Annotated in this window: 16 protein-coding genes and 1 pseudogene; 6 read left to right on the plus strand and 11 right to left on the minus strand. The window is 73.6% G+C overall.

The window, feature by feature from the left end; genetic code table 11:
* Window positions 1–352: 352 nt before the first annotated feature.
* From ACFCXS_RS21355 to ACFCXS_RS21370, 4 genes are all read right to left on the minus strand, one after another.
* Window positions 353–1,489, minus strand: coding sequence for a hypothetical protein (locus ACFCXS_RS21355; RefSeq protein ID WP_376644921.1), 1,137 nt, complete (start codon window positions 1,487–1,489; stop codon window positions 353–355).
* Between the two features lie 44 nt (window positions 1,490–1,533).
* The gene (locus ACFCXS_RS21360) at window positions 1,534–2,787 is read right to left on the minus strand and encodes an FUSC family protein (RefSeq protein ID WP_376644922.1); all 1,254 of its coding nucleotides are present in this window, start codon (window positions 2,785–2,787) and stop codon (window positions 1,534–1,536) included.
* 110 nt (window positions 2,788–2,897) lie between these two features.
* A complete protein-coding gene (locus ACFCXS_RS21365) occupies window positions 2,898–3,392 on the minus strand; it encodes an FBP domain-containing protein (protein WP_376644923.1) in 495 nt (164 codons plus the stop codon).
* Between the two features lie 97 nt (window positions 3,393–3,489).
* Window positions 3,490–4,110 (minus strand): PAS domain S-box protein, encoded by a 621-nt coding sequence (locus ACFCXS_RS21370; protein ID WP_376645001.1) that lies wholly within the window; start codon window positions 4,108–4,110, stop codon window positions 3,490–3,492.
* Window positions 4,111–4,290: 180 nt separating this feature from the next.
* Between ACFCXS_RS21370 and ACFCXS_RS21375 the strand changes: the two genes are divergently transcribed.
* From ACFCXS_RS21375 to ACFCXS_RS21390, 4 genes are all read left to right on the plus strand, one after another.
* Window positions 4,291–7,473 (plus strand): cytochrome P450, encoded by a 3,183-nt coding sequence (locus ACFCXS_RS21375; RefSeq protein ID WP_376644924.1) that lies wholly within the window; start codon window positions 4,291–4,293, stop codon window positions 7,471–7,473.
* A 30-nt stretch (window positions 7,474–7,503) separates the two neighbouring features.
* Window positions 7,504–8,466 carry a phosphotransferase family protein gene (locus tag ACFCXS_RS21380; RefSeq protein WP_376644925.1) on the plus strand — a complete coding sequence of 321 codons (963 nt, stop codon included), beginning with the start codon at window positions 7,504–7,506 and terminating at the stop codon, window positions 8,464–8,466.
* 117 nt (window positions 8,467–8,583) lie between these two features.
* A complete protein-coding gene (locus tag ACFCXS_RS21385; RefSeq protein ID WP_376644926.1) occupies window positions 8,584–9,873 on the plus strand; it encodes an ROK family protein in 1,290 nt (429 codons plus the stop codon).
* Window positions 9,874–9,934: 61 nt separating this feature from the next.
* Window positions 9,935–10,207 (plus strand): hypothetical protein, encoded by a 273-nt coding sequence (locus tag ACFCXS_RS21390; RefSeq protein WP_376644927.1) that lies wholly within the window; start codon window positions 9,935–9,937, stop codon window positions 10,205–10,207.
* A gap of 154 nt (window positions 10,208–10,361) precedes the next feature.
* On the opposite strand, the gene ACFCXS_RS21395 is transcribed toward ACFCXS_RS21390, so the two are convergent.
* From ACFCXS_RS21395 to ACFCXS_RS21410, 4 genes are all read right to left on the minus strand, one after another.
* The gene (locus ACFCXS_RS21395) at window positions 10,362–11,390 is read right to left on the minus strand and encodes an SDR family oxidoreductase (RefSeq protein ID WP_376644928.1); all 1,029 of its coding nucleotides are present in this window, start codon (window positions 11,388–11,390) and stop codon (window positions 10,362–10,364) included.
* Between the two features lie 202 nt (window positions 11,391–11,592).
* Entirely contained in the window at window positions 11,593–12,768 is a 1,176-nt protein-coding gene (locus ACFCXS_RS21400; protein ID WP_376644929.1) for an aromatic acid exporter family protein, read from the minus strand.
* Between the two features lie 214 nt (window positions 12,769–12,982).
* Complete coding sequence (locus ACFCXS_RS21405; RefSeq protein ID WP_376644930.1) at window positions 12,983–13,648, minus strand: HAD family hydrolase; 666 nt, start codon at window positions 13,646–13,648, stop codon at window positions 12,983–12,985.
* A 39-nt stretch (window positions 13,649–13,687) separates the two neighbouring features.
* Entirely contained in the window at window positions 13,688–14,728 is a 1,041-nt protein-coding gene (locus ACFCXS_RS21410) for a PHP domain-containing protein (RefSeq protein ID WP_376644931.1), read from the minus strand.
* A gap of 166 nt (window positions 14,729–14,894) precedes the next feature.
* Here ACFCXS_RS21410 and ACFCXS_RS21415 point away from each other — a divergent pair.
* Window positions 14,895–15,005: pseudogene (locus ACFCXS_RS21415) on the plus strand (SDR family NAD(P)-dependent oxidoreductase); the annotation flags it as partial.
* Window positions 15,006–15,058: 53 nt separating this feature from the next.
* Window positions 15,059–15,295 (plus strand): hypothetical protein, encoded by a 237-nt coding sequence (locus ACFCXS_RS21420; protein WP_344455633.1) that lies wholly within the window; start codon window positions 15,059–15,061, stop codon window positions 15,293–15,295.
* A gap of 83 nt (window positions 15,296–15,378) precedes the next feature.
* Here the strand turns inward: ACFCXS_RS21420 and ACFCXS_RS21425 are convergent, their stop codons facing one another.
* The 3 genes from ACFCXS_RS21425 to ACFCXS_RS21435 form a co-directional block, all read right to left on the minus strand.
* Window positions 15,379–15,924 (minus strand): VanZ family protein, encoded by a 546-nt coding sequence (locus ACFCXS_RS21425; RefSeq protein WP_376644932.1) that lies wholly within the window; start codon window positions 15,922–15,924, stop codon window positions 15,379–15,381.
* A gap of 228 nt (window positions 15,925–16,152) precedes the next feature.
* Window positions 16,153–16,815 carry a DUF4230 domain-containing protein gene (locus tag ACFCXS_RS21430; protein WP_376644933.1) on the minus strand — a complete coding sequence of 221 codons (663 nt, stop codon included), beginning with the start codon at window positions 16,813–16,815 and terminating at the stop codon, window positions 16,153–16,155.
* Between the two features lie 105 nt (window positions 16,816–16,920).
* Complete coding sequence (locus tag ACFCXS_RS21435; protein WP_376644934.1) at window positions 16,921–17,298, minus strand: anti-sigma factor antagonist; 378 nt, start codon at window positions 17,296–17,298, stop codon at window positions 16,921–16,923.
* Window positions 17,299–17,450: the final 152 nt, after the last annotated feature.

Below are 17,450 nucleotides of genomic sequence, written 5' to 3' on the forward strand. Positions count from 1 at the left end.
GGGTGCCAACCCGCGCCGGGGGCGCGGGGCGGGGGCCCCACCCCCCCGCGAAGGGGGGCGACGCGCCCTGCCCGACCGCCGGTCCCGGCCGCGACGCCCCCGGCCGACCGCCGGTCCCGGCCGCGACGCCTCGGGCCGACTACCCGCCCGCGATGCTCCGGGCCGAGAACCACCCCGCCTGTGACGCTCCGGGTCGAGAACCACCCGTCCGCGGTGCTCCCGGTCGAGAATCACCCTGCCTGTGACGCTCCGGGCCAGAACCACCCCGTCCGCGATGCTCCCGGTCGACGACCAGCCCGCGTCCTTGAGGCGTCCGTCCGTCACCCGTGCCCCCGGCGACGCCCCCGGCCGACTACCAGTCCCCGTCCGTGACCGGTCGGCCCGGGGCGTCCTTCAGGTGCTGCGTCTGTCCCGGTGTGGGCGGCTGCCAGGGCTCGTGGTCGTCGCCGAGCCAGTCGCCGACCGGCTTGACGGACCGGAGCGTGTCCGTGGGGGCGAGGTCCTCCGCGTCCTGGTCGAAGTAGTCGAACCAGGGCAGGCCCGCCCGGGTGTAGGCGGCCCGGTCCACCGGCGACGGCGGTGCGGCCTCGCCGGTGATGCGGCGCCACTCCGGCGGCGTCACCAGGTGCACGAACACCCGCCCGGCGGGCGCGTCCGACCAGTCCGAGAGCGGCCGGTCGTCCTGGTAGACCTCCTGCCGCATGGAGCCGCCGACACCCAGGCCCATCGCCGCGGCAGCGCGCGGCGGGCTCGCCGGAGCGCCCGCAGCGGCGGGTGCCGGGGCCGAGCCGGGGGCGGGCGGAGCGGGGACCGCCCCGGGCGCCGGCGGGGCCGCCATGGGCATCGCGGCGCCGTAGCCGCCGGACGCGGCGGCGGGCAGACCACCCGGCATCGCGGCGTCGTAGCCACTCGGCGGCGCCATGAACCGCGTCCGCTCCGTCCGCTCCCGCTCCTGCGCCCGCCACCGCGCCAGCTCCCGGTCGTTCAGCGCGAAGGACTGCAGCTGTACGCCGCCCCACACCTCCTCGCCCGTGACCTGCCCCTCGACGGTCGCGCCCAGACCGAGCGGGACGGCCACGAACTGCCGGACCGTGCCCGTGCCGGAGTTGATGCCGTCCAGCCAGGGCTGGCGGGGGAGCACCACGTAGTTCTGCGGGCCGCGGGCCGGCCGGTCGCTCCAGGGCCGGCCCGAGACCGCGCACACCTTGCCGACGCCGACCTGCAGCGCGGCCGGCTCCGAGGTGCCCGCGAAGCTCAGCCACATCGCCTCGCGCAGATACACCGGCAGCATCACACCGCCGCGTGCCCGCCACTCCTCGGGGACCCTGTCCGCGTAGTCAGCGACGCGCCGCACCGGGAACTCGCCGAGGCCCGGCGGCAGCGGATGCGTACCCGTCTCCGGAAGGCGCAGGGTGCGGATGAACCGCACGGCGACCCCGCCGGGCAGCCGCAGTGTGTTCCCGTCGATCCGCACGGTCGTGTCGGCCATGGCCCGCTCCTCGCCTCGGGCGCCGGCCCCCTGCCGGCGTCCCCTCAGCGAGAACGCCCGTCGAACCCCGCACGGTTCCGCCACATCTGCTCCGTGACGCCCAGTCGCTCCCGCAGCCGCGTCAGACGGGGCATCCGGGCTCGCTGCTCGCGCGAGACGCGGTCCAGCTCCTCGAACAGACGGCGGGTGCGGTGTTCGGTGTCGAGCTCGTCGAGGATGCGGTTGACCTCCGTAAGGACCGCACCCGGAAGCTGCCAGTGCCCCGGGTCGCGCTCGGCCTCCTCGCGCAGCAGCAGGGCCAGCTTGTCGCGGGTGCCCGCGGCGGTGCGCAGTTCCGCGGCGAGCCGTTCCTCCGCCGACTCGGCGCTCGCGCTCAGGTGGGTGGTGACCAGCACCGCGAAGCTCACCACGGCGTCGGCGATCTCGGACAGCAACTGCGCCAGGGCGGCGCCCGTCTCCGCCTCGAACAGCGGCTCGGGCTCACGCTCCTTCGCGAGGTCGGTGAGGGAGCGGGCCAGCACCCGCAGGACGACCGTGCAGATCTCCAGCGTGTCCAGGCCCGTGCGCATCACGACCCGGTGCAGCACGCTGTCCTGCACGCGGGGGTTGAGCCGCAGACTGTCCTCGGCCTGCCGCAGCGCCGCGTCCACCTCGACGATGTCGTGGTCCAGGCGGCGCGCCTCGTGCAGCTGACTCTCCGCTCGGTCCACGGGTGTGCCGCCCGCGGCCTCCTCGCCCATCCGCAGCATCAGCTGCCGCAGCCGGCGTGACAGGCCCTCGATCGACTCGCCCGCCTCCTCCACCCACACCGGCGGAGACAGCAGCAGGTTGCAGGCGAGCCCGACGGACGCGCCGATCAGCGTCTCCACCACCCGGGCCCAGGCGTAGTCCCCGACGCTGGTCACGCCGAGGACGAGCATCGCGCTGATCGCGACCTCCGGTACGTACTCCTCCACCCGGACCAGCCGCCCCACCACCAGCGAGGCCAGCAGGAGCATGGCCAGGCTCCACCAGGTCAGGCCCACCAGCAGGCTGAACGCGATGGCGACGAGCACGCCCGTCACCACGGCGTTCACCCGCCGGAAGCCGTTGGTGATGGTGGCGTACAGCGTCACCTGGACGACGAGCAGCGCCGTCAGGGGAGCGGTGAGAGGGGCCGGCTCGGGGCTCAGCCGCAGCGCGATGACGTACGCGATCGTCGCCGCAGTGGCGGACCGCAGCGTCTGGACGACCACCGGATCACGACGCTTCCTCACGATCCGCTCGGCGTGCGCCGTCCACTCACGTACCTCTCGCATCCTCGGGCTGTTCCCCTTCCCGGTGCATCGAACGCATCCGTCGAACACATCCATGAAGGACGCTCATGAAGGACGTTAGTGCCGGGGCAAACCGCGGGCGACCGAGGGGCTCAGGCGTACACCTTGTCGAGGAACGCGGTCAGATGTCCCCTGGTGCGTGCGATCTGCTCCTCCAGGGTGAGGCTCTCCTCGAACCGGGACCCCGCCTCCGGAGCCTTCTTCCCGCGCACGTACAGGGAGCAGGCGAGGTCGGTGCACATGTACGCGCCGACGGAGTTGCCCTCACGCCCGGCCGGCCCGGCCTTCCGCGCGGTCATCAGCGAGACCCCGCCCCGCGGGTGAGTCGTCAGGCACAGCGAACACATGCTGCGGTGCAGGAACCCGCGCTGCGCGGCCTGGAACCGCATCGCCAGCCCCACGAGCCGCCCGTCCCGCTCGGCCACCAGATAGGTCCGGTCCGGTGCCCCCGGATCCCGCCACCCGAGGAAGTCGAGATCACCCCAGGGCCGCCCGTCGAGATCCCTGGGCACGGCAAGCCGCTTGGCCTCGCCCTTCGAGCAGTTGACGAAGGAGGCGCGGATGTCCTGCTCGGTGAGCGGCTGCACGGGAGCTCCTGGGAGTTGTCTTCGCAAACCTAGGGGCCCTAGGTTTTGGGGCGAGGCCAGATTAGACAGTCGCGACGCGAGGGGCGAACGGATTTCGTCAGGCCTGGGCGCCCGAGACCTCCGGCGGCCACACCCCGGGGGTCAGCACCCCCAGCCCATACGCCCGGGCGACCAGTTCCGTGCGGTTGGAGGCGCCCCAGCGGGACGACAGGCGGCGCAGGTGGTAGGTGACGCCGTCGCTGGTGAGGCCGGTCTCGCGGGATGCCCGGGCCGTGGTGGCGCCGGCGGCCAGGAGGGCCAGGATGCGGGCCTCCGCCGGGGTGACCCGGGCCTCTTCCGCGGGGGCGGCGGGGGAGGGGGCGCGCTCGGGGTCCACCCGGAGCATCACCAGCAGGGCCGGGGTGTCCTCCGCCGTGTCGCTGACCGGATCCGCCGTCAGTTCACCGGTGCGCTCCGTGCCGCCCGGGGCCCGCCAGCGCACCGACACCTGGTAACGCGAGCGGTGCCGCAGGCGCAGCGCCTGGGCGATGCGCTCCACCTGCGTCGCCTCCCGCGGGCTGAACAGGTCCAGCACGTCGCGTCCGCGCAGCTGCCCCGGCGTCCTGCCGCACTCCGCCGCCATCGCCGGATTGGCCAGCAGCACCGCCCCGTACACGTCACACACCGCGACCGGCATCGCGACCCGGTCGAACAGCAGCAGGGCACGGTTGCGCCACATCACGCCCTCGTGCCGGGCCAGGTCCACGAAATTCCTCCTGCCACGCCGGACCGCTCCCGCGCAAGAGCGGCGCATCTGCTCGCACTACACAATCATGTAGGGCCGCGGCGTCGCAGCCCGGGCCCGGTGGATCACGCTGGATCGCAGTACTTCCGTACCGCGAAAGGCAGTTGCCGCGTCATGCCCCCCACCGGACAGACTCCCCTGACCGCCGACGACCTCCCCGGCGTCCCCGTCGCCGACATCTCCGCCACCGGACCCGGCGGTGCGCCCATCCAGCAGGTCATGGATCTGATGCGCGAGCACGGGCCGGTCCTCGTGCGGCGGCTGTACGGGCGGGACACCCTGTTCGTGAGCGACCTGGAGCTCGTGGCCGAACTCGCCGACGAGCAGCGCTTCGCCAAGCACATCGGGCCCGGTCTGGGCAACGTCCGCGAGTTCGCCGCCGACGGCCTGTTCACCGCGTACAACGACGAGCCCAACTGGGCCAAGGCGCACGACATCCTCATGCCCGCCTTCGCGCTCGGTTCGATGCGCACCTACCACCCCGTGATGCTGGAGGTGGCCCGCCGGCTCATCGCGTCCTGGGACCGCGACGCCCGCGCCGGGCAGCCGGTGAACGTGCCCGACGACATGACCCGCATGACGCTCGACACCATCGGACTCGCCGGCTTCGGCTACGACTTCGGTTCCTTCGAACGGGCCGAGCCGCACCCCTTCGTCCAGTCGATGGTCCGCTGCCTGGAGTGGAGCATGACCCGCCTGGCACGCGTCCCCGGGCAGGACTACTCGGAGCAGGACGCGGCCTTCCGGGAGGACTCCGCCTACCTCGCCGAGGTCGTCGACGAGGTCATCGCCGCGCGCACCGGCACCGACCAGAGCGACTCCGACGACCTCCTCGGCCTGATGCTCACCGCCGAGCACCCGGCCGACGGCAACACGCTCGACCCCGCCAACATCCGCAACCAGGTCATCACCTTCCTGATCGCCGGCCACGAGACCACCTCCGGCGCGATGTCCTTCGCGCTGTACTACCTGGCCAAGCACCCCGCCGTACTCCAGCTGGTGCAGCGCGAGGTCGACGCGCTGTGGGGCGACCGGACCGACGTCGAGCCGACGTTCGACGAGGTCGGCCGGCTGACCTACACCCGTCAGGTCCTCAACGAGGCGCTCCGGCTGTGGCCCACCGCCGCCGTGTTCTCCCGGGAGGCCCGCGAGGACACCCTGCTCGGCGGCCGCATCCCGCTGCGCGCCGGTCAGGGCGTCCTGGTCCTGGCGCCGATGCTGCACCGGCAGTCCGTGTGGGGCGACAACCCCGAGCTGTTCGACCCCTCCCGCTTCACGGCCGAGGCGGAGGCCGAACGGCCGGTGCACGCCTTCAAGCCGTTCGGCACCGGCGAGCGCGCCTGCATCGGACGGCAGTTCGCGCTGCACGAGGCGACCATGCTGCTGGCCATGCTCGTCCACCGCTACCGGATGGGCGACCACGCCGGCTACCGGCTCGACGTCAAGGAGACCCTCACCCTCAAGCCCGAGGGCTTCACCCTCGCCCTGACGCCCCGCACCGCCGCCGACCGCGTCCACGGCCCGCTGCCCGGAGCGGCCCCGGCCCGGGACACCGCCGCGGCCGAGCCGCAGGACCTGCCCGCCCGCGTCCGCCCCGGCACCGCCGCCCTCTTCCTGCACGGCAGCAACTACGGCACCTGCCGTGACTTCGCGGCCCAGCTCGCCGACGAGGCAGCGGCCATCGGCTGCGAGACCGAGGTGGCGCCCCTCGACGCCTACGCGGCGGGCCTGCCCACCGACCGGCCCGTCGTCATCACCGCCGCCTCCTACAACGGCCGCCCCACCGACGACGCCACCGCCTTCGCCGCCCGGCTGGAGGAGACCCACGACCTGTCGGGCGTGACCTACGCCGTCCTCGGCGTCGGCGACCGCAACTGGGCCGCCACCTACCAGCACGTCCCCACCCGCATCGACGAGCGGCTCGCCGAGTCCGGCGCCGCCCGGCTGGTGGAGCGCGCCGCCGCCGACGCCTCCGGCGACCTCACCGGCACCGTCCGTGCCTTCACCGCGTCCCTGCGCACGGCCCTGCTGGAGCACCACGGCGACCCGGACGCCACGACCCCGGACCCCGAGCCCCGCAGCGCCTACGAGGTCCGCACCCTGACCGGCGGACCGCTGGACGCCCTCGCCGAACGGCACGGCCTCGTGCCCATGCGCGTCACCGAGGCGCGCGACCTCACCGCCCCCGGGTACGCCCGGCGCAAGCGGTTCCTGCGCGTCGCCCTGCCGGACGGCGTCACCTACCGCACGGCCGACCACCTCACCGTGCTGCCCGCCAACGCCCCCGGCCTCGTCACCCGGGCCGCCGCCGCGCTCGGCGCCGACCTCGACACCGTGCTGGACATCCGCGCCACCCGCCCGCGCCGCGACGGCATCGCCGTGGACCGCCCCGTGACGGTACGGCAGCTCCTCACCCACCACGTGGAGCTGCAGGAGCGCCCGAGCGCCGGGCAGCTGGCCGCGCTCGCCGCCGCCAACCCGTGCCCGCCGGAGCGCACGGCCCTGGCCGCCCTCACCGACGACCCGCGCACCCTCGTGGAGATCTTGGAGGACCACCCGGCCCTGCGCGGCGCCCTGGACTGGCCGCAGCTCCTCGACCTCCTCACCCCGATGCGCCCGCGCCACTACTCGATCTCGTCCTCGCCGGCCGTCGACCCCGGCCACGTGGACCTGATGGTCTCGCTGCTGGAGGCGCCGGCCCGTTCCGGCAAGGGCGTCTACCGCGGTACCGGCTCCGGCCACCTCACCGCGATCGAGCCGGGCGACACGGTGTACGCGCGCGTGCAGCCCTGCCGGGAGGCCTTCCGGATCGACGTCACCGGCGATCCGTCACCGGTCGTCATGGTCGCGGCGGGCACCGGTCTCGCCCCGTTCCGCGGCGCCATCGCCGACCGTACGGCCGCGCTCACGAGCGGCACCGAACTCGCCCCGGCTCTGTGCTACTTCGGCTGCGACGCCCCCGACGCGGACTTCCTGCACGCCGAGGAACTGCGCGCTGCCGAGACCGCCGGCGCCGTCCTGCTGCGCCCCGCTTTCAGCGAGACGCCCGAGGGAGAGGTGCGGTTCGTGCAGCACCGGATCGCCGCCGAGGCCGAGGAGGTCTGGGGTCTGCTGGACACCGGGGCGCGGGTGTACGTCTGCGGGGACGGTTCCCGAATGGCGCCCGGGGTACGGGAGGCGTTCCGTACCCTGTTCCGGAAGCACACGCCGGGCGCCGACGAGACGGCCGCCGAGCAGTGGCTCGACGGACTGATCGCGGACGGGCGTTACGTCGAGGACGTGTACGCGGCCGGCTGACCGATGCGGCAGGGGAGGGGTGGGCACACGGTGGTGGACTCCTGGGAACGGGCCCGGCACATCCTTCGGGCGGCGGGCCTGGACCCCGGCTGCCTCGCCCACCTCACCCCGCTGACCGGCGGCACCTACAACACCGTCGAGGAACTCCGTTTCACCGACGGCAGCCGCTACGTGCTGAAGATCCCGCCCGCCCCCGCCGTCCCCGGTCTGCGGCACGAGAAGCGGCTGCTCGTCTCCGAGGCCGAGTTCTACCGCTCGGCCGCCCTTGCCGGGGTCCGCGCGCCGCGGACGGTGTCGGCGGGGGACGACTTCCTGCTGATGACGGCCGTGCCGGGCGAACCGTGGGACGGCACGCTCACCGACCCGGAACAGACCGCCCTGCGTACGGAACTCGGACGCCAGGTGGCCCGGCTGCACGAGGTGACCGGCCCCGGCCACGGCTACCCCTCCGGCGCCCTCGGCCCGCTCGCCCCCGACTGGCGGACGGCGTTCACGGCGATGTTCGACGCCGTCCTCGACGACGCCCGGCGCTACGGGGCCCGGCTGCCTCTCCCCGCCGACACCGTGGCCCGTACCGCCGCGTCCGCGTACGGCGCCCTCGACGAGGTGACCCGGCCCTGCCTCGTCCACTTCGACCTCTGGCGGGGCAACATCCTCGTCGACCGCGTGGACGGCCGGGCCCGCATCGGCGGCCTGATCGACGGGGAGCGCATGTTCTGGGGCGACCCCCTGGCCGACTTCGTCTCCCTGGCGCTGCTCGGGGACATCAGGAAGGACGAGGACTTCCTGGCCGGCTACCGGGAGGCGGGCGGCCGGGCCCGCTTCGACGCCCCGGCCCGTCGGCGCCTGGCCCTGTACCGGGCGTACCTGTACCTGATCATGATCACCGAGACCGTTCCCCGCGAGGCCGGCCAGGAGCAGCAGTGCTGGGTGCAGGAGACGGTCGCCCCCGAACTCGTCGCGGCCCTGGACGAGATGGGGGAGACCTCCTGAGCCCGCCGATCGGACACCGGTTAGCTCACATCGTGAAATAAGGGGTGGGGGAACAGCGCGCCGGGGCCCGCAGCGACGGTATGTTGCAGGTCGGACAGAGGACGCGAAGGGAGCCACATGGCTGCGCGGAACGGGCGCACGGTACGCGATCTCAGGCGGGCCAACCGTACTGCCGTGCTGCAGAGGCTCTACTTCGACGGCCCGCTCAGCCGCTTCGCACTCGGCCCGGCGACCGGCCTGAGCTCCGGCTCCGTCAGCAACGTCGTCGCCGACCTGGTCGCCGACGGGCTGGTCGAGGAGGCCGGCAGCGTCGACTCCGACGGCGGCCGCCCCCGCACCCTGCTGCGCGTCGCGCCCGGCAGCGGTCACATGATCGGCGTCGATGTCGGCGAGACCCGGGTCCGGGTCGAACTCTTCGACCTCACCCTGACCGAACTCGCCCGCGTCGAGCGCCCGCTGTCGCCGCAGGGCTACGAGGTCGAGGCCGTCGTCGGCCACGTCCGCCACGGCATCGCCGAGGTGCTGGACACCGCCGGACTCGCGCCCGAGCGGCTCCTCGGCGTCGGCATCGGCGTCCCCGGCATCGTCGAGCGCACCGCGGACCGTGGCGTGCTCGTGCACGGGCAGACCATCGGCTGGGACGCCGTCCCGCTGGAGGCGCTGCTGCGCACCGGTTCCCCGCTGCCGGACACCGTCCCGTACTTCATCGACAACGGGGCCAAGACGCTGGGCCAGGCCGAGATGTGGTTCGGCGCCGGACGAGGTGCCCGCAACGCCGTCGTGGTGCTGTTCGGCTCCGGCGTCGGCGCCAGCCTCGTCACCCCCGACGTGGAGCAGGGCCGCGCGGTCGAGTGGGGGCACCTGACCGTACGCGTGCGGGGCCGCCGCTGCCGGTGCGGGGCGCTCGGCTGCCTGGAGGCGTACGCGGGGGCCGAGTCGCTGCTGGCCCGCTGGCGCGAGGAGGGCGGCCGGGTCCAGGACGGCGCCGACGAGGAGACCGCCCTCACGGCGATGCTCGCCGCGGCCTACCCGCCCGAGGGCGGCGCGGCCGACCCCGTCGCGCTGGCCGTGCTGGAGGAGACCGCCGAGTACCTCGGGGCGGGACTGTCCGGCCTGATCAACCTCTTCCAGCCCGAGCGCATCCTCATCGGCGGCTGGGCGGGTCTGGCCCTCGGCTCGCGCTTCCTGCCCGCCGTACGCCGGCACGCCGTGTCGTACGCGTTGCGTCACCCGGCCGGGAAGGTGACCGTCGACCTCGGCCGGCTCGGGCCCGACGCGGTCACCGTCGGTGCCGCGATCCTGCCGCTCGCCGACCTCTTCGCCCGCGGCGGCCGGCGACCCGACCCGGCACCGGAGTGTCCGCTCCCCGCCTGGCGCACGGCACTTCAGGAGCGGATCCCGCGCTGAGGTTTCGGCGATCACCGCGGAGGTACTCGCGTGGCGCCCGGACCACAGAAGGGAGCACGCCGTGACCGACCACCGCCTCGAGGGACCCGGCGAGAACGGTGAGCCCATCCCGCGGGACATGCCGGACCAGCAGGCCGACGACGGCGAGGACCCGTGGGAGGTCGCCCCGCGCTTCACCGGCACGGGCGAGGGCGAGAAGGCCGAGCGACGGAGCGACGACGAGCCCGCCGACGACGTCCCCGACACGGACGAAGCGGGGACGGGCCGGCAGGGAGTACCGCACTCGGGAACGGTTCACCCCGAGCATCCGGTGCCGGACGAGCCCTCCGACTGAGGAGGGCATCCCACCGAGGGCCGCAGCCGGCTGTGGGGGTCGGCTGCGGCCCTCGGGCATGTCTCGCGCGGGCATGCCCGGCACGAACATGTCCAGGGCCGCCCGCCCGGCCGTGCACGGCTCGCCCGCGGCTCACGACGGAGGCTCGCGAGGGTCAGCCCACCTTGCGTCCCCGCAGCGGTTCCGTCGGCGCCCCCGCTCCCTGCTGGAGGCCCAGCAGAAACTCCTCCAGCACCTCGGGAGCCGTGTGCTCAGGCCGCCAGCCGAGTTCCGTACGCGCACGCGTGCAGTCCATGAGCGGCAGCCGCAGCACCGCGTCGAACAGGTGCGGGGAGGCGGGCAGCAGATGCAGACCCCAGGCGGCGGCGATCGCCGACCGCGCCACGCCGCGTGGCAGCCGCACCGGACGGGCGTCGAACATCTCGCCCAGCAGCCGCGCGTCCACCGGCGGGTCGGCCGCCAGGTTGAAGGCGCCCCGGACGTCGGCACGCAGCGCCAGCCGGTACGCGTTCGCCGCGTCGTCCGTGTGCAGCGCCTGCATCCGCAGCCCCGGGATGTCGGGCAGGAACGGCAGCAGCTCCGGGCGGACCGGCGGGCCGGGCAGGAACCGGCCGCCGAAGATGCGGCGCTGCTCGCTCGCGGACTCCCGCTGGAAGAGGAAGGCGGGCCGCATCCGCACCACCCGGGTCCCGGGACGGTCCCGCTCGAAGGTGTCCAGCGCCCTTTCCAGATATGCCTTCTCCCGGCAGTACGCGGCGTCCGGCCAGCCGTGTGTCGGCCACGACTCGTCCACCCTTTCGTCCTTGGGTCCGGGCGAGTACGCGCCGACCGACGAGGCGTGCACCAGAACCGGGACGCCGGCCTCGGCCACCGCCTCGAAGACCCGCATGCTGCCGAGCACGTTCGTGCGCCAGGTCGTCGCCGGGTCGTGCGTCGGCTGGAACGCCCAGGCCAGATGGATCACCGCGTCGGCGTCCGAGAACCGCTCCACCAGGCCGGACCGCTCGGAGGACAGATCGACGGCGGCCCAGTCCGTCTTCGGCGGCGACCAGTCGGGGATCCGCCGGGCCAGACCCAGCACCGAGGCGACCTCCGGATCCTCCGACAGCAGGCGCACCACGCTCGTGCCGACGTTGCCGGTGGCGCCCGTGACGACGACCCTCATGCCCGTTGTGCTGCTCACTTCGTGCTCCTCCCGGGCGCGTGGTTCCGTGAAGGATGACCGAGTACCCGGGACGGACGGATTGCACATGGGCAGGAGAGCCGCGGCCAGGCGGACGTCACGCGGGGAGCGGAAAGCCCCGGCCGGACGGGGGAATCACGGCCGGGGCGGCTTGGGGTCCGGGGTCCTGTCCGGACCCACACCTTGTTCAACGGGCAACGAACTACGGGTGTTCCGCGCCCGGCGCCCCCGTCCGGTGAGGTGTGTCACTGTCCTTGTCGCCCGGGACGGTCTCGGCCCAGAGGTTCTCCGCCTGGAGCAGCAGCGTGCCCAGGACCGCGGTGTGGGCTGCCCCCTCCCCGGCGTGCCGGCGCAGCCCGTCCTGCAACTCCTCGTGCAGCTCCTGCATGGCCTTCTCGGTCTCCTCGCCCGGCCGGGCCGTCACACTGCCGTCGCACAGACTGTCGGCCTCCGCGCAGAGGGCGTCCCCGATCAGCTCCAGCAGACGTGCGTACGAGCGCAGGGCCGGGCCCTCGGGCGGGGCGGGAGTGCGCTTGTCGTCCACGGACACCGCGAGCGCCCGGGTCAGCGTGGCGACGTGCCCGGTGACCCTGCTGAGCCGCTCGTCCTCCTCCGCCGCCGGCAGGGCACCGTCGTGCGGCACCCGATGCAGTGCGCGCAGCGGGCCATAGGTCAGGCGCAGGCTCTCCTGGCTCCACCGGCGTGCCGAGCGAAGCGCCTTCAGGCGGTGGTCCAGCCGGTTGGAGGCGCTGACCCAGCCGGCGGCGGTCTGCGCGTCCCACTCACTCTCGCGCAGATCGCCGGCGACGGTGTGCAGCACCTCTCCCGTCTCCCGGGCGAGCCCTGCCAGGTTCGTCCGCACGTCCCGCAGGTGGATCGGCGGCAGGACGAGCGCATTGACGGCGACGCCGATGACGGCGCCGATCGCCGCCTGCTCCACCCGGTGCCCGACGGCGGACAGACTCACCATGCCCGAGGAGATGGTGAACAGGGCCGTGGTCGCCGCGTAGATGCCCTGGTCACCGAAGCGGGGCCAGTTCGCGAGCAGCATCAGCACCGGCACGGACAGGGCGATGGCGCCGAGCGTGTCGTCGGTGACCGCCTGCGCCGCCGAGGCCACCAGTGTGCCGACGCAGATGGCCCCGAACTGCCGCGCCCCCTGCACCAGGGAGCTGAAGACGGTGGCCTGCACCAGCACCAGCGCCACCCAGGGCGCCATCAGGGCCAGCGGGTCGCCCATCCAGACGCCGCCCACCAGCCAGGCGAGCACGGCAGCCCCGGCGGCCTTCAGCGACTGGACGACCAGGTCCCGCTCCCGCCCGGGCCCTCGCCAGGCCGCCCGCACGGCCTCCCAGGCCGACCGTGAATCCCGTCGCACGGCATCCACCGGACGCACGCTCCGCGTCCTCTGCTGCAGATTGTCGATCCGCCCCCGAGCCGTGGGTGCTCCTTGGGGCGATGCGTCCGAGGCCGCCCCCGTGTCTGTGTTCATGTCCCTCCGCCCGCGGAAGGCGCCCGCCCTCCGCCGTACAGCATTCGTCACACGCGTCATGCGCTGTGGGTATCCGCCCGACCGGCGGTTTCACCTTCCTTCATGCCAGCGGGCTGTCGCCGAGCGCGGACAGCAGATGCGCGGGGTCGGCGTACACGGCGTCCGCCCCGGACTCCGTGAGGTCGGCGCGCGCGATGCCGCCGCACAGGACACCCACGCAGCGCACCCCGGCCCTGCTGCCCGCCCGCATGTCCCACACGGTGTCGCCGACGAACACCGCCCGCTCCGCCGGCACCCCGGCCAGTTCCAGGGCGTGCTCGACCGGTTCGGGGGCGGGTTTGCCCTCGTCGACGTCGTCGGCACTGGCCGTGGCGGCGATGGCCTCGTCCGCGTCGATCGCCCGGCGCAGCGCGTCCAGCTCCGCGCCGCCCGCCGAGGTGGCCAGCACCACCGTCCAGCCGTCCCGGTGCAGCCGCCGCAGCAGCGCCCCGGCCTCCGGCAGCGCGGGCAGCCGGTCGAAGTACTGCCCGTACAGCGCCTTGTGCCCGGCGCTGATGCCGGCGTCCTGGTCCGTGTCCCGGTCGTCGCCCAGCAGGTGGGCGACCAGGTCGGTCGACGGCAGGCCCACGGCCCGGTGCACGGCGTGCATCGGCACCTGGTGGCCCGCCTGCCGGAACGCCTCCCACCAGGTCACGACATGCAGATGGTTGGTGTCGACCAGCGTGCCGTCGACGTCGAACACGGCCGCCCGTCCCGCGCTTCCCATAGGTGCAGTCCCTTTCTCTTCGGCCACGCGGGTACCACGTCAGCCGCCCGCCAAGCCGGACGGCACCCGACGCTCATGAGTCCAGGCCAGAAGTTCGTCGAGGGACCAGGTGGTCACCACCCGCTCGGGCGGCACCCCGCACTCCTCCGCCCGCGCGCACCCGTTGATCTGCCAGTCCAGCTGCCCGGGCGCGTGCGCGTCGGTGTCGACGGAGAACAGCACCCCCGCGTCCACGGCCCGGCGCAGCAGCCGCCGCGGCGGGTCCAGCCGCTCCGGCCTGCTGTTGATCTCCAGGGCCGTGCCCGTCTCCGCGAGCGCGGCGAACACCTCGTCCGCGTCGAACTCCGACTCCGGCCGCCCCCGCCCGCTCACCAGCCGCCCCGTGCAGTGCCCGAGCACGTCCGAGTGCGGATCGCGTACGGCGGCCACCATCCGCCGGGTCATCGACCGGGCGTCCATGCGCAGCTTGGAGTGCACCGACACCACCACCACGTCGAGCCGCTCCAGCAGCTCCGGCTCCTGGTCTAGCGCGCCGTCCTCGAGGATGTCGCACTCGATGCCGGTCAGCAGCCGGAAGGGTGCCCAGGTCTCGTTCAGCTCCGCCACGACGTCCAGCTGCTCCCGCAGCCGCTCGGGCGACAGCCCGCGCGCCACCGTCAGCCGGGGCGAGTGATCGGTCAGTGCCGCCCAGTCATGGCCCAGCTCGGCGGCGGCCCGGCCCATCTCCTCGATCGGGCTGCCGCCGTCCGACCAGTCGGAGTGCAGATGGCAGTCCCCGCGCAGCAGCGCCCGCAGCTGCTCCCCGCCCCGCACGGTGGGCTGTTCCTCCGCCTCGCGCTCCAGCTTGTCCAGATAGCCGGGGACCTCGCCGGCCAGTGCCTCCCGCACCACCTGGGCGGTCTTCGGGCCGACGCCCTTGAGCTTCTCCAGCGAGCCGTCCACCGCCCGCCGGCGCATCTCGTCCCCGCCCAGGTCCTTCAGTACGCGGGCCGCCGTACGGAAGGCGCGCACGCGGTAGGTCGGTGCCAGGGACCGCTCCAGCAGAAAGGCGATCCGGTCCAGTGCCTCGACGGGATCCATCGCCACCTCCACCTCAAGGGTTGCCCAGCGCCCGGCGGGCCGCACGACGGGTGGCCGACCGGGCCGGCCCGCCACCCCGCGGGCCGGACGACGGGCGGCCGGTTTGCCCGGAGTGCCCCCGGGTACTGCGATGCCTCGCCCCCACCCCCCGACGAGGAGACCTGCCATGTCCGATCCCACCGCGCCCACCAGCAAAGTCGCCGTGATCACGGGCGCCGACTCCGGCATCGGCCGCGCCACCGCGGTCCACCTGGCGCGGGCGGGCATGGACGTCGGCCCGGCGGGCGCCCTGGACCCGCGCCGGCGCCGGTTGCGTTCTAGGCTCGATGCATGACCGAAAGCGCGAGCCCGTACATATCGCACCCGCGGATCCTGGTGCTCGGGGTACAGCCGGGCACACCGCCGTTCCGCATCGTGCAGATCGACGGCCAGGTGGTCGGGGAGGCCCGGGCCGTCACCGACGTGCTGGCGGCCGCGGCCGCCTTCGGCATCCCCGTGCACGACATGGACGATCCGGACGTGGTCCGCTGGGTCGGCGGCGACAAGTTCACCTGGACCTTGCACTAGCGCCGCACGCGGCGGGTGCCGCCAGGGTCTGTTGCGGCACCGGCACCGGCACCGGACGGCAGGCGCCGGTGCCGCGAGAGACCCTAGACCTTGCCGGCCGACGGCTTCTGCTCCGCCCGGACCGGGTGGGGCCTGCGTGCGTGGACGGCCCTGCTGAGGCGGCGCCCCAGCAGCAGGTAACCGATGAGGGCGCCCGTGGTGTTGAGGATGACGTCGTCGATGTCGAAGGCGCGGCCGGTGACCAGGGCGCCCTGGGCGAACTCCACCAGCAGCATCACGATCGCGGTCAGGAGCAGCACGCGCAGGATGCCGCGGGTGCGGGGGGCGACCACCGGCACCAGAACACCGAAGGGAATGCCGAGCAGGATGTTGCCGCCGATCTGCTTGAACGCGTCCCGCAGTTCGGGCTGGTCGAGGTAGGCCTTCACAGAGCTGCCCGGTTGCAGATTGCTGTGGGTCAGCGCTTCCGAGGCCGGCGAGGGCTGCAGGGTCAGCCGGGCCAGCACCACGGCGAAGGCGACCATGAACAGGAACGCGCACAGCATCGCCAGCAGCCGGACGGGCCACGGGAGCGGGCGTCGCTCGCTCCCTGTCCCGGTGGGCCGGGGACGTGAGGCAGCACTGGCCATGGGGGTCCTCCACTCTTGACTTTCCCTGCGTGACAGGGCGGTTACCCCCGGGCGCGCCGACGATGCCGTGGGGGGTGGTTCCGGGGAACGGTCCCGGACGGTGTCGCCCGGGACCGTTCCCACCCTCGGTTGCCCCGCGTTCCGCCCGCTCACTCCCGGACGGCGTGGCTCCCGGCGAGCACGACACCGCCGGGCGCACGGGCCTTGTTCCGGCTCCCCGCGAGCGGGTCAGCTCCCGTACGAGACGCGCACTTCCTTGAACCCCAGGGAGCGCAGCAGGCCTTCGAGCATGCCGGTGGTGTTCGACTCGGCGCGTGCGGTCAGCTCGCTCTCCTTCGCCGCGTCGCCGATGTGCCGCACCGCGAGCTTCTGCACGGCCTGCTCACCGTTGGGGTTGTCCGAGAAGAGGTCGCCGAGGCGGTCGAAGAGACCGCGCTGCTTGGAGACCGCGTAGGAGCGGTCGGGGTCGAGGGCGGGCTTGCCCAGCTGCGCGTGGGGCAACCGGAGCGTGGCGGACGTTCGGTCGGCGTTGACCCGCACGTCGTTCTCACCGACCTTGCCCAGGTCGACGTAGGCGTCGACGGTGCCCGCGCCGACGTACAGGGTGCGGGTGCCGCGGATCGCGTCGGGCAGGAGCTTGGCGTCCTTCTCCAGGTCCACGACGACCTGGAAGTTGCCGGAGGCGGCGTCGTAGCGGCTGATGTCCTGGATGGACTTCAGCAGCGCGGGGCCGGACCGGTCCTGGGTCTCGGTTCCGAACAGGTCCTTCAGGCCCGGGATCACACTCAGCCGGAGCCCGGCGAAGAACACGACGAGCAGCACCACGAGTGCGGTCAGCACCTTCGCCCAGCCGGGCATGCGCCCGGGGAGGCGCTTGACGGGAGTCGTCATGCGACGGCCCTCCTTCCTACTGACCGGATGCCCGCCACACCTCCTGCCAGACCGCCGAGTTCGGGAAGGGACGACCTCGGCTGAAGCGCGCGGGGCGCACACCCGTCACGGGCGGGGCGTCGGCTCCGGCCGCTCCAGTGCCGCGTCCAGCGTCGGCTGCGGAGGCAGCAGGCGGGCCAGGCCGGTGATCCGCAGGACGCGCAGCGTCAGCGGGTGCGCGCAGACGAGGAGCATCTGGCCCCGCCGCTCGAGCACCCGGCTGCGGGCGCGGTACAGCAGCCGCAGTCCGGAACAGTCGAAGAAGTCGATCCCGCTGAGGTCGATGACGATCCGGGCCTCCGGGCGGTCCGTCTCCCGGTCCAGGTGCGGTGCGATCTCCGAGGCCGCGGCGAGATCGATCTCGCCGCGCAACTCCAGCACCGTGTGTCCCCGTTCCTGGCGCACGCGCAGATGCCGGGTGAGCGGTGCAGGTTCCTGCCGCACGACGAGATCGCCTCCAGCCTGCTCCGTGCGTGGGGAGGGGCTACGGCCTCAACACCGGTCCCCGCCCTGCAAGTTACCCTCCATCGAGTGAATTTGAGCATGTTCGATTGACATATGTCTTTGAATTCCTGCCGAGTTGGCCGAGGTTCGCG

The organism is Streptomyces sp. NPDC056373 (assembly GCF_042262425.1).
GTDB lineage: Bacteria > Actinomycetota > Actinomycetes > Streptomycetales > Streptomycetaceae > Streptomyces.

What these genes read in the sequence shown, in the direction of transcription:
- ACFCXS_RS21355 (WP_376644921.1), bottom strand. Translation starts at nt 1,489, where the DNA reads ATGGCCGACACGACCGTGCGGATCGACGGGAACACACTGCGGCTGCCC.
- ACFCXS_RS21360 (WP_376644922.1), bottom strand. Translation starts at nt 2,787, where the DNA reads ATGCGAGAGGTACGTGAGTGGACGGCGCACGCCGAGCGGATCGTGAGG.
- ACFCXS_RS21370 (WP_376645001.1), bottom strand. Translation starts at nt 4,110, where the DNA reads ATGTGGCGCAACCGTGCCCTGCTGCTGTTCGACCGGGTCGCGATGCCG.
- ACFCXS_RS21375 (WP_376644924.1), top strand. Translation starts at nt 4,291, where the DNA reads ATGCCCCCCACCGGACAGACTCCCCTGACCGCCGACGACCTCCCCGGC.
- ACFCXS_RS21385 (WP_376644926.1), top strand. Translation starts at nt 8,584, where the DNA reads ATGGCTGCGCGGAACGGGCGCACGGTACGCGATCTCAGGCGGGCCAAC.
- ACFCXS_RS21405 (WP_376644930.1), bottom strand. Translation starts at nt 13,648, where the DNA reads ATGGGAAGCGCGGGACGGGCGGCCGTGTTCGACGTCGACGGCACGCTG.
- ACFCXS_RS21410 (WP_376644931.1), bottom strand. Translation starts at nt 14,728, where the DNA reads ATGGATCCCGTCGAGGCACTGGACCGGATCGCCTTTCTGCTGGAGCGG.
- ACFCXS_RS21420 (WP_344455633.1), top strand. Translation starts at nt 15,059, where the DNA reads ATGACCGAAAGCGCGAGCCCGTACATATCGCACCCGCGGATCCTGGTG.
- ACFCXS_RS21425 (WP_376644932.1), bottom strand. Translation starts at nt 15,924, where the DNA reads ATGGCCAGTGCTGCCTCACGTCCCCGGCCCACCGGGACAGGGAGCGAG.
- ACFCXS_RS21430 (WP_376644933.1), bottom strand. Translation starts at nt 16,815, where the DNA reads ATGACGACTCCCGTCAAGCGCCTCCCCGGGCGCATGCCCGGCTGGGCG.